The organism is Streptomyces sp. NRRL WC-3626 (genome assembly GCF_000718785.1).
Taxonomy (GTDB): Bacteria; Actinomycetota; Actinomycetes; order Streptomycetales; family Streptomycetaceae; genus Streptomyces; species Streptomyces edwardsiae.
Genome location: NZ_JOCA01000009.1, coordinates 368105 through 379214, shown reverse-complemented (window position 1 = coordinate 379214; position 11110 = coordinate 368105). Strand labels below are relative to the sequence as shown.

Genomic DNA, 11110 nt, shown 5'->3' with positions numbered 1-11110 from the left:
CTCCCCGGCCGTGTCGCCCCCCGCCCCCGCGTCCGGCCCCGTCGGCCCCGTCCTCCCCGCGAAACCAGTGGCCCCCCGCCCCGTGATCCGGCCCACGGTCGTCGAGGAAGGCGATGTGGTGGGCCGGGCGTGTCCGGTCTGCGGGACGGTCAACCGGCCCGAGCGCCGCTTCTGCCGGCGCTGTGCCGCCGAACTCAGCCCCGCCGAGAAGCCCGCCCCCCTCCCGTGGTGGCGGACGGTGTGGCCGTTCCGGCGGCGCAGGCGGACCGGGTCGGGATCGGGGTTCCGGTTCGCCGTGATCCTGGCCGTGGTGCTGGCCCTGTGCGCGGCGGGTTTCCTGCTGCTGCCCGCCGGACGGGCCCTGATCGAGGACACCCGCGACAAGCTCGGCAAGGCCACGCCCATCACCCCGGCCGGTGTGGAGGCGAGCGCGGCCGTGCGCGGCCATCCGGCCGCGGACACCACGGACGGACTCAGCGACCGCTACTGGGGCGCGCCCGGACCCGGCGCCTCCGTGACCTACACCTTCCGCAAGCCGTTCCGTCTCGTCGACCTGATCATCACCAACGGCGCGTCCGCGTCCCCGGAGGCGTACGCCCGTCAGGGCCGCGCCCTCCAGGTGGACCTGGAGGTGACCGCCGAGGACGGCACCGAGCACCGCAAGGAGATCACCCTCAGCGACAAGCCCGGTCCTCAGACGATCCCCACCGGCATCAGTGACGTGAAGTCGGTACGGCTGGTGCTGGGTTCACCCGCCGGCCTCACGGAGGGAGGTCATCTGGCCCTGGCGGAGGTGGAGTTCTTCCAGCGAAGTTGACGGCACGGCGTGCGGACGCCCGGCCGTACGCCCTCTTTGGCACCGTCGAACGCGACGCCGGCGCCCGCGGGAGGACCGCGAAGCAACGGCCGGGGCCGCCACCCCCCACAGGAGAGGCCCCGGCCGTCGCGCGGCACGGGCCGCGCGGCGGCCCGTACTCCCTACAGCGCCATGAGTGCGGTTTCTGTCACACCCCCTGTGTCACGGGTTAATTGCATCTTGGACGAACATGGACGGGGAGAGGATTCAGGCCGTAACGTGCCTTTCGCGCCAGGCCACGACGGACACTTGACCACGAACCGCCCGCGGCCGGTAACCGCAACCACGAATTGAGCAACCACGACGGCGAGCAACCCGGTCCGCGAGAGCGGCGCCGGCTTAGGCGCAGAAGGGCGCGCGCGTGTGCTGGGGGACGACGTGGAGCTGACCGCCGCGGTGCGTGCGGCCCAGGACGGGGACGAGACCGCGTTCCGGACCGTGTACCGCGCGGTGCATCCGCGGCTGCTGGGTTATGTGCGGACACTGGTGGGCGAGCCCGACGCCGAGGACGTGACGTCCGAGGCGTGGCTGCAGATCGCCCGTGACCTGGATCGTTTCACCGGGGACGCGGACCGGTTCCGCGGCTGGGCGGCCCGGATCGCCCGCAACCGGGCGCTGGACCACATCAGGATGCGCGGGCGCCGGCCCGCGATCGGCGGCGACGAGACCGAGCTGACCGGGCGGGCCGCCGAGTCCGACACCGCGGGGGAGGCCATCGAGGCGCTGGCCACCGACGGGGCGTTCTCCCTCATCTCCCGGCTGCCGCAGGACCAGGCCGAGGCCGTCGTCCTGCGGGTGGTGGTGGGTCTCGACGCCAAGTCGGCCGCCGAGACGCTGGGCAAGCGTCCGGGTGCCGTACGTACGGCCGCGCACCGGGGTCTGAAACGGCTGGGGGAGTTGCTCGGCGGCGTTCCGGAGGGCCATCCGGAATCCGGCGGCGGGCTCGGCGCCCTTCCTCCCCAGCGAGCACCCCGCCGTCGTACGGTGACGTCCGCGAGTGTGACGCAGATGCGAGCGCGGACGCAGAAGGACATGTGATGGCCGACGAGCAGTACAGGTGGCTGGACCGCGCGACAGCGGAGCGCTTACTGAGCGGAGAGTCCCCCGAAGCCGTCGACCCCGCTGCCCGTGACCAGGCCCGACGGCTCGCCGGAACACTGCGCGCGCTCTCCGCCCCACCCCCGGCGGACGGCGAGGAACTCCCCGGAGAGGCGGCCGCCCTGGCCGCCTTTCGCAAGGTCCGGGAGGAGAAGGAGGGACGGACGGAGGCGGCCCCCGACACGGCCGGGCCGGCCGGAACGCGACCCTCCGACGTCGGCCTCTTCCGTATCGACATCCCGCGCGGAGATCGTTCCGGAACCCCGGACGGACCCCGCGGGCCCCGCCCCCTGCGCCTCGGACTGGCCGCCGCGCTGGTCGTCGGCATGGTCGGCGGCGCGGCCGTCCTGGCCGGTACCGGAGTCCTGTCCGGGCCGTCCGGCGGCTCCGGGGCCGACCCGGCCGCCTCCGCCTCCGGTACGCACCGCGAGCGGCCCCCGATCTCCTCTCCGCCGAAGGGCGGGCCGACCCCCGAGGGGGAGCATCCGGACGGCGCCGCCGGTACGGCCGAGAGCGGGACGGACGCCGGCGGAACGGGTGCGCCGGGCGGGAACGACCGGGACACGGGGGAGAACGCGGCCCGTTCCGGGCGCGGCTGGAAGCAGCTCGCCGCGTCCTGCCGCGCCTGGCGCGACGGCGAGAAGCTGAACGGCGAGCGCCGGCACCTCCTCGAGAACGCGGCGGGCGGCTCCTCCCACATCGGCACGTACTGCGAGGGTGTGCTGTCCACGACGGACCCGTCCGGCGGTTCGGGCACGTCGGGCACGTCGGGCACGTCGGGCACCTCCGGCGCCGAGGAGGACGCCCACCCGGGCAACGGCAACGGCAACGGCGGCGGCAACAGCAACGCCAACGGCGGCGGACAGGGCAACGGCAACGGCAACGGCAAGAACAAGGGCCGGAAGGGCCAGGGCCAGTCCAATGGCCCCGACCAGGGCAACGGCGGCAACAGCCCGAAGAAGGGCGACTACGACGACAGCGAGGACGAGGACCGGGACCAGGGCGACGAGAGCGACAACGGCAACGGCAACGGTGGCGACAACGGCAACGGCAATGACGACAGCCAATGAAACCGCCTCTGACCTGCGTCTTTGCCAACCCTCTGAAGTTTCCTCCCCGCCGGGTGTGACACTTTCGGCGCGTGTGGCGCAGTACTGAGTGAGCCGACTGGTCATCGGCTGTCGCACGGAGCCGGGGTTCCCCCCGTACCCACGGCTCGTGCACCTCGGCGCGGGCGGGACACGTTCCCCCGGTCCCGCCCGCGCCCTCTCTCACCAGTGCACGACGACCTTGTCGCCGTTGCGCACCTGTCCGTACAGCCGGGCGATCGCGCCCTCGTCCCGTACGTTGACGCAGCCGTGCGAGGCACCGCCGTAGCCCCGCGCGGCGAAGTCGGCCGAGAAGTGCACGGCTTGGCCGCCGCTGAAGAACATGGCGTACGGCATCGGCGAGTCGTAGAGCGTGGACACATGGTGGCGGGACTTCCAGTAGACCTGGAACACACCTTCACGGGTCGGTGTGTACTCGGAGCCGAAGCGGACCGGCATCGTGTCCACCGTCCGCCCGTCGATCATCCAGCGCAGGGTGCGGCTCGACTTGCTGATGCACAGCACACGGCCGGTCCGGCAGCGCGGGTCGGGTGCGTCGGCCGGCTGGCCGCCCATCAGATACAGCTCCCACGTGCCCGGTTCACGCGTCATGCCGAGCAGTCGCTGCCAGGTGACGGAGTCCGTCACCCCGGTACCCGGCAGTCCGCGCTTGCCCTGGAAGCCCCGGACCGCCTTCGCCGTCGCGTCGTCGTACGTTCCCGTCGGCCCCTCGAAGATCCAGGCGACCTGCCGCAGCCGGGCCTGGAGTTCGCGTATGTCCCGCCCGGAGTCCCCGGGCGACCACAGCACACGCGGTGCCGGGGCCCTGGGAGGAGAGGACTTCCCGGGGCTGACCGGAGCCGGCGCCCTCGACGGCGGGGACTTTGGTGCCGGCGCGGACGGCGTCCGGCTCGGCACCTCGATCCGTACCGGCGACCCGCCCTTCCCGTCGGCCCCCGCCGGCTGCACCGTGCAGCCGGCGGCACCCGCCGTCAGGGCGGCCAGCGCCACGAGACCCGCCATCGGCTTCCGCCCCATGCCCGTACTACGCACACCGGCCCCCGTCGTCTCATCGGCCGGGCGCCGCCGGCCGTCACCTGAGATGTTCCCCGGACGTGACCGCCGGCGAACAAGGGGGCATGGTGGTGAGTGACCGGAAGACGACGAGGACGACGACCGCCGAGGCGGGGCTGTGAGCGGGGTCCCACCGAGGCTGTGAGGAAGGTCCCAGCCTGCGCCCCTCCACCGGGCCGCACACGCACCGCTACAGTCCGTCGAAGGGTCGGCCGTACTGACGGGTACAGGGCGAGCAAGTCGAGCAACGCCGCTCAGCGGGAGGCATCACACCATGGCGCGCGAGTCGGGCAGTGCCCGGTCCACCGAGAGTGGACTGCCCATCGAACCGGTCTACGGCCCGGAGGCCCTCGAGGGCTGGGACCCGGCCGAGAGGCTGGGCGAGCCGGGGGCGTACCCCTTCACCCGGGGCGTGTACCCGTCGATGTACACCGGACGGCCCTGGACGATGCGCCAGTACGCCGGTTTCGGCACGGCGACGGAGTCCAACGCCCGCTACCAGCAGCTGATCGCCAACGGCACGATGGGTCTGTCGGTCGCCTTCGACCTGCCCACCCAGATGGGCCACGACTCCGACGCCCCGATCGCGCACGGCGAGGTCGGCAAGGTGGGTGTCGCCATCGACTCGGTCGACGACATGCGGGTGCTGTTCGGCGGGATCCCGCTGGACAAGGTGTCCACGTCGATGACGATCAACGCGCCCGCCGCGGTCCTGCTGCTCCTGTACCAACTGGTCGCCGAGGAGCAGGGCGTACCGGCGGACCGGCTCACCGGCACGATCCAGAACGACGTGCTGAAGGAGTACATCGCGCGGGGCACGTACATCTTCCCGCCGAAGCCGTCCCTGCGGCTGATCGCGGACATCTTCAAGTACTGCCGGGCCGAGATCCCGAAGTGGAACACGATCTCGATCTCCGGGTACCACATGGCGGAGGCGGGCGCGTCGCCCGCGCAGGAGATCGCGTTCACCCTCGCGGACGGCATCGAGTACGTGCGTACGGCGGTCGCGGCGGGCATGGACGTCGACGACTTCGCCCCGCGGCTGTCGTTCTTCTTCGTCGCGCGTACGACGATCCTGGAGGAGGTCGCCAAGTTCCGTGCGGCCCGCAGGATCTGGGCGCGGGTGATGAGGGAGGAGTTCGGTGCGAAGAACCCCAAGTCGCTGATGCTGCGTTTCCACACGCAGACGGCCGGGGTGCAGCTGACGGCCCAGCAGCCCGAGGTGAACCTGGTCCGCGTCGCCGTCCAGGGCCTGGGCGCGGTGCTCGGCGGCACCCAGTCGCTGCACACCAACTCCTTCGACGAGGCGATCGCGCTGCCCACCGACAAGTCCGCCCGGCTCGCCCTGCGCACCCAGCAGGTCCTCGCGTACGAGACGGACGTGACGGCGACGGTCGACCCGTTCGCGGGCTCCTACGTGGTCGAGAGGATGACCGACGACGTGGAGGCGGCTGCCCTCGGCCTGATGCGGAAGGTCGAGGACCTCGGCGGCGCGGTCAACGCCATCGAGCACGGCTTCCAGAAGAACGAGATCGAGCACTCCGCCTACCGCATCGCCCAGGAGACCGACTCGGGCGAGCGTGTCGTGGTCGGCGTCAACCGCTTCCAGCTCGACGCGGAGGAGCCGTACGAGCCCCTGCGCGTCGACCCGGCCATCGAGGCCCAGCAGGCCGAACGCCTGGCGAAACTCCGCGCGGAGCGCGACCGGCAGGCGGTCGACGCGGCCCTCACCGCCCTGAAGAAGGCGGCGACCGGCGAGGACAACGTCCTCTACCCGATGAAGGACGCGCTGAAGGCCCGCGCGACGGTCGGCGAGGTCTGCAACGCGCTGCGGGAGGTCTGGGGCACCTACGTGCCGAGCGACGCGTTCTGACCTGGTCGGATACTCCGTATGAGTGATCACGGGCGGAAGCCGTCCGTCCCCGGTTACTCTCGTGGAGAGTGGGCCCCGAAAAGGAGGACGCCATGGCCGTACTGCAGCAGGAGCTGACCCTGGGCGAGGCTGCCGACCAGCTCACCCGTGCACTGCCGGGCCACCGCGTGGAGATTCTCCAGGGGAGGCTCACTGTGACACCGCCGCCGGACGGCTCGCATGCTCTGTCGCTGACGAAGCTGGGCAGGGCCCTTGACCGGGCAGGGCTCGTCGAGGCCGGGTACGAGTACGTACAGGGCATCGGGCTGTGGCTGCCCACTCTGCCCTCGGACTTCGCCATCCCCGACCTCTCCATCGTCGACGTGGACTTCCGGGACGCCCATGTCACGAAGAACTACTACGCGCCGAACGTCTTCCGCATGGTCGTCGAGGTCACGTCGTCGAACTGGTCCGACGACCTTGGACCCAAGGTCGAGTGCTATGCCCAGGCCGGTATCCCGGTCTACCTGATCGTGGACCGCAAACACGACGAGGTCGTGCTCTACACCGAACCGGCCGACGGCAGGTACCCCGATCCCCAGTACTTCAAGCGGGGTCAGGACGTCGTCGTACCGGGGTCGGTCGGTGTGAGTGCCGAGATCCCGGTGGATACCCTTCTCGACGGCTGAGACACCCGGCCCGGCAAGGGCGGCGTAGGCCCTCAGCCGCGGCTGAAGCGGGCCAGGTACCCGGTGAGACCGGCCGGGGTGTCGCCCGCCCAGCCCACATAACCGTCCGGCCGGACGAGGAACAGCCCGGTGCCGTACGTGGCGTGCGCCGGGCCCCGCACCAGCCGTACCGCGGCGGGCGGCTCGGGGGCGGCGACGCCCAGCGCCAGCAGGGTCCAGTGCGGTCCCCGGAACGCGTCGAAGAGCCGTACGCCGTCCACCGTGGCGTCCGGGGCCCGGTCACCCGCGCGCACCGGGCCGGGCGCCGTCCGCGCCTCCGTGGTGAGCGCCGACCCGGCATAGCCGATGCCCAGCTGCCGGGTGGCGCCGCCCCGCCGGGTCTCGCCCCGGTGGACGCTCGTGGACAGGCCCAGCATCTGCCCGGCGATCGGGCGACGCTCCTCCTCGTACGTCTCCAGCAGTGCGGCGTCCGCCCCGTCGCCCAGCACCGCGCCCAGCTTCCAGCCCAGGTTGTAGGCGTCCTGCACGCTGGTGTTGAGGCCCTGCCCGCCGGCCGGGGAGTGCACGTGCGCCGCGTCGCCGGCGAGGAAGACCCGGCCCACCCGGAACCGGTCCGCCAGCGCGGCGCGCGGCCGGAAGTCCGAGGCCCAGCGGACCTCCGTGACGGCCTCCGCGGCGAGATGCGAGCGAGCGGCGACGACCTGCCGTATGCCGTCGAGGGAGAGGTCCACCTCCGTGCCCTCCGCGAACCGGGCCACCAGCTGGAAGTCCTCCGTCCCGGCCAGCGGGCAGAGGGCCAGCAGGTCCTCGGTGCCCTCGCCCTGCGGGAAGAAGTGCCAGTTGTCCCGGTCCAGGCCGGTGATCCGCACGTCCGCCACCAGGCTGGGAAGCGGGTCGACGTCCTCCCCGGTCATCCCGACGCCCACCGCCCGGCGCACCACGGAACGGCCGCCGTCCGCCGCGACCAGATACCGGGCGCGCACCGGCCCGCCGGACGTGAAGTGCGCGGTCACCCCGTCCTCGTCCTGCGTGACACCGGTGACCTCACGGCCGTAGGAGACCTTGCCGCCGAGTTCCTCCAGCCGCTCCAGCAGGATCCGCTGGGTGCGCCACTGCGGGACCATCCAGGGGGCGTTGTACGGCGCGTCCTCCGTCGGCTCGGCCGGCTCGAACATGTGGTGCTCGCCGACCCGCTCGCCGTCGCGCCAGATCATCCCGACCGGGTAGCCGCCGCCCGCCGCGTGGATCGCGTCCAGCACGCCCAGGTCGTCGAAGACCTCCATGGTGCGCGGCTGCATCCCCTTGCCGCGCGAACCGGGGAACAGCGACTCGCCCCGCTCCACCACCAGCGCGGGGACCCCGCGCCGGGCCAGGTCGATGCCCAGGGCGAGTCCGGTCGGTCCGGCGCCCACGATCAGCACATGGGTGTCACTCATGATCCACTCTCCTTAACGTCGTTAAGTGGTGCGTATTCAGAGCGTGTCCCTAACGGTGTTAAATTGTCAAGCGTGAGCACGGAACGACGCGCCCCCCTGGACCGCCGACGGGTCGCCGACACGGCACTGGAACTGCTGAACGAGGTGGGCCTGGACGGCCTGAGCCTGCGCGCCATCGCCAGGGAACTGGACGTCAAGGCACCCGCCCTCTACTGGCACTTCAAGGACAAACAGGCCCTGCTCGACGAGATGGCGACGGAGATGTACCGCCGGATGGTCGCCGAGGGCGCACCCGACCCGGACGACACCTGGCAGGAGCGGCTGCTGAAGGCCAACCGCGGCCTGCGTACGGCGCTGCTCGCCTACCGCGACGGCGCGAAGGTGTTCAGCGGCTCACGCTTCACCGGGATCGAGCACGCCGAGCACATGGAGGGCATGCTGCGGCTGCTCATCTCCGCCGGTTTCACCCTCGCCCGCGCCGCCCGCGCGCTCAACACGACCTACCTGTACACGCTCGGGTTCGTCACCGAGGAACAGGGCGTCGTCCCGCTGCCCGGGGAGCGCCGGGAGGGCTACGACCTGGACGAACGCGCCCGCATGATGGCCGATCATCCCCTGACGGCCCAGGCCGGCCCGGAGATCTTCGAGAACTTCGACCGCAACTTCGAGGAGGGCCTCACCCTGATCGTCACAGGAATCGAGGCCCTCCACGGGGAGCGCTGAGGTTCAGGCGGCGCGCAGGAACGCCGAGAGGGAGGCCTTGCCGAGGTAGGTGAAGCGGGTGGCGCCGGTGAGGTGCTTGTCCAGGGCTTCCTCGATGCCGGGCCACTTGGGGTCGCCGAAGTCGTCGAGTACGACGATGCCGCCCGGCGCGGCGATCTCCTCCGCCCACTGGAGGTCCTTCGCGACCCCCTCCGCCGAGTGGTCGCCGTCGACGACGATCACGCCGTAACGGCGGTCCGAGACGGCGGCACGGGTGTCCGGGTCCTCGGAGAAGCCCTTCCGGATCCGGGCCGCCACACCCGCCGGACCGGCCAGGGCGAGATTGGTGCGTACGGCGGCCTCGTCGACCGGGGTGCCGGAGGGGTCGGAACGCCGTGGGGTGCCGGGCTGGAGCTGTACACCGGCGAACGGGTCGACGATCGTCACGCTCGGCTCCCGGCCGTCGCGCTCCAGCATCCGGATCAGCCCGGCGGAGAACATGCCGTACAGGGTGCCGATCTCCAGGACCTCGTCGTTCGGCGGACCGAGCAGCGGGATCGTGCCGAGCTTGCCGCAGATGTTCATGGTGCCGCCCGCGATCCGTCCCGCCCCGAGCGACTCCAGCGCGACCAGCAGCCGGTACGCGGCGGCGACGTTGCGCACGGCCGCGTCCCGGTCACCGGTCAGCTCCGCCACCTCGGAGTGCAGCCGGTTCAGCGGGCCGGGGCTCACGATCCGGGACAGTCCGCGCCCCGACGGGCCGAGCAGCAGATCGAGGGTGAGCTGCCGGTGCCGCACCGTCTCCGCCGCGTCCCGCAGCGCCTCCCTGTCCGCCGCGTCGGCGGCGGCCGCCGCCCGCAGCCGCCGGTCGATGCGCTGGTCGATGAGATCGGCGACCGGGCGCAGCAGACGCCGGGAAGCGGAACTGGTCAGCAGAGCGCGGCTGTTCATGAACCGGAAGCCTCAATCCGTCGGAAGCGGGGCGAGTGTGGTGCGGTTCGCGGTGTGGACCAGGCTAGGTGTGCGGTCGCCGTGCGCCAGGGTGGCGGGGGGAGCGGCGGGCGAACAATTGGCGAACAGCGGATGGCGCGTACGGGACACCGGCGCCGGACGGGTCAGCCGAGGAGCCTGCGCAGGTTCAGCTTCCCCCACAGCAGACTGGTGGCGAACGACAGCGCCATCACCAGGGCCACCAGGCCGACCAGCAGCGCCCCCGCCACCGGCGCGCTCAGGTCCGGCGAGACCAGCGGGGTGACGATCTCCTCGACGAACAGCACATGCACCATGTACGCGCCGAGCGCGGCGTCGGCGAGCCGCCGCAGCAGCGGGCGCCGCTTCTCGGGGACGCGGATCCTGCTGATCAGGAGCAGCACGCAGATGCTCATCGCGGCGACGAAGAGGTGCGCGTTGGGCATCACGTAGTGGATCTGCGTGTTGTACCAGAGCGCGCCGGCCATGGTGAGCGGCAGGAGGAAGTACAGCGGCCGGCGCTTGCGCACGATCCCGGCGGGGAGGGCGAAAAGGAGCGCGCCGCCGACCGCGTACACCAGGGAGTAGGTGCCGAACCCCCAGGCCACCGGGGCCATCTCACGGCCCGTGACCTCGGTGGCCGTGGTCAGCACGCTGGGCAGGACCGCCATGCCGAGCAGTGCCGCGCCGAGACCGTACGGGCGCTTGCCCGCCTTGATCAGCATCGCGAAGGCGAGCAGCATGATGATCGGGATGTACGTGTACATGAACCACAGGTGGTACGCGGGCTCCACGGAGCCGAAGAGGGAGTACTCCGCGAGCTCCGTCATCGGGCGGTCGTTGCGGTTCCGCAGCCAGGTCCAGACCAGGTAGACCGCCGTCCACGCGAAGAGCGGGACGATGTTGCGGACGATCCGCTGCCACATGCGGGCGCTGTCCCGTGGGGGTGCGCCGACGAGGACGGCCCAGCCGGCTATGGCGAAGTACATCGGGACGGCGAAGGGGTTGATCGCCTCGGCGATGTGGCCCGCCCAGTACGAACCCGGGCCGTTCGACGGGTCGTTGCCGGTGGCGCGGATGAACTGGGCGCCCACATGGCCCAGCATGATCGTGGCGGAGCAGATCAGCCGCATCAGGTCGATGTCGTAGCGGTGCTCCCTCGCGGGGGCGGGGGTCTGTTCCTGGGCGGGGCTGCCCGGTTGCTGCGGCAGGCGGTGTACGGCGATGTCGTTCGGCACCGCGTCACTTTCGGGGGGTGCGGTGTACGGGAGTTGTCGGGCGGGTGGAGGGGGTGTGGCCGGTGCGTCTCGGTTGGCCGGGTGGGGTTTGTTTCGTGCGGGGTGGGA

10 protein-coding genes are annotated in these 11110 nt (G+C 71.7%); 6 read left to right on the top strand and 4 right to left on the bottom strand.

All coding sequences use genetic code 11. The annotated features are described in order from the left end of the window. The 3 genes from IF28_RS0117495 to IF28_RS0117485 form a co-directional block, all read left to right on the top strand. The coding region (locus IF28_RS0117495) for an NADase-type glycan-binding domain-containing protein (protein ID WP_324616053.1) at window positions 1-817 on the top strand (817 nt) is incomplete at its 5' end. A 402-nt stretch (window positions 818-1219) separates the two neighbouring features. Then, window positions 1220-1894 carry an RNA polymerase sigma factor gene (locus tag IF28_RS0117490; RefSeq protein ID WP_030220784.1) on the top strand — a complete coding sequence of 225 codons (675 nt, stop codon included), beginning with the start codon at window positions 1220-1222 and terminating at the stop codon, window positions 1892-1894. Beyond that, on the top strand, window positions 1894-3024 hold the full coding sequence (locus IF28_RS0117485) for a hypothetical protein (RefSeq protein WP_030220781.1): 1131 nt from the start codon (window positions 1894-1896) through the stop codon (window positions 3022-3024). Before IF28_RS0117490 ends, IF28_RS0117485 begins: the two co-directional genes overlap by 1 nt. A gap of 201 nt (window positions 3025-3225) precedes the next feature. Here the strand turns inward: IF28_RS0117485 and IF28_RS0117480 are convergent, their stop codons facing one another. Next, complete coding sequence (locus IF28_RS0117480; RefSeq protein WP_199809005.1) at window positions 3226-4080, bottom strand: L,D-transpeptidase family protein; 855 nt, start codon at window positions 4078-4080, stop codon at window positions 3226-3228. Between the two features lie 310 nt (window positions 4081-4390). Between IF28_RS0117480 and IF28_RS0117475 the strand changes: the two genes are divergently transcribed. Both IF28_RS0117475 and IF28_RS0117470 read left to right on the top strand, forming a co-directional pair. Beyond that, a complete protein-coding gene (locus IF28_RS0117475) occupies window positions 4391-5989 on the top strand; it encodes an acyl-CoA mutase large subunit family protein (RefSeq protein WP_030220775.1) in 1599 nt (532 codons plus the stop codon). Between the two features lie 92 nt (window positions 5990-6081). Then, on the top strand, window positions 6082-6657 hold the full coding sequence (locus tag IF28_RS0117470) for a Uma2 family endonuclease (protein ID WP_030220772.1): 576 nt from the start codon (window positions 6082-6084) through the stop codon (window positions 6655-6657). Window positions 6658-6689: 32 nt separating this feature from the next. On the opposite strand, the gene IF28_RS0117465 is transcribed toward IF28_RS0117470, so the two are convergent. Next, entirely contained in the window at window positions 6690-8093 is a 1404-nt protein-coding gene (locus IF28_RS0117465; RefSeq protein ID WP_030220770.1) for an FAD-dependent oxidoreductase, read from the bottom strand. 72 nt (window positions 8094-8165) lie between these two features. Here IF28_RS0117465 and IF28_RS0117460 point away from each other — a divergent pair, with 72 nt between their 5' ends. After that, the gene (locus tag IF28_RS0117460) at window positions 8166-8816 is read left to right on the top strand and encodes a TetR/AcrR family transcriptional regulator (RefSeq protein WP_030220762.1); all 651 of its coding nucleotides are present in this window, start codon (window positions 8166-8168) and stop codon (window positions 8814-8816) included. A 3-nt stretch (window positions 8817-8819) separates the two neighbouring features. Here the strand turns inward: IF28_RS0117460 and IF28_RS0117455 are convergent, their stop codons facing one another. Together IF28_RS0117455 and IF28_RS0117450 are read right to left on the bottom strand one after the other, a co-directional pair. Beyond that, window positions 8820-9746, bottom strand: coding sequence for a class I SAM-dependent methyltransferase (locus IF28_RS0117455; RefSeq protein WP_030220759.1), 927 nt, complete (start codon window positions 9744-9746; stop codon window positions 8820-8822). 164 nt (window positions 9747-9910) lie between these two features. Further along, window positions 9911-11002 carry an acyltransferase gene (locus IF28_RS0117450; RefSeq protein ID WP_078621230.1) on the bottom strand — a complete coding sequence of 364 codons (1092 nt, stop codon included), beginning with the start codon at window positions 11000-11002 and terminating at the stop codon, window positions 9911-9913. Window positions 11003-11110: the final 108 nt, after the last annotated feature.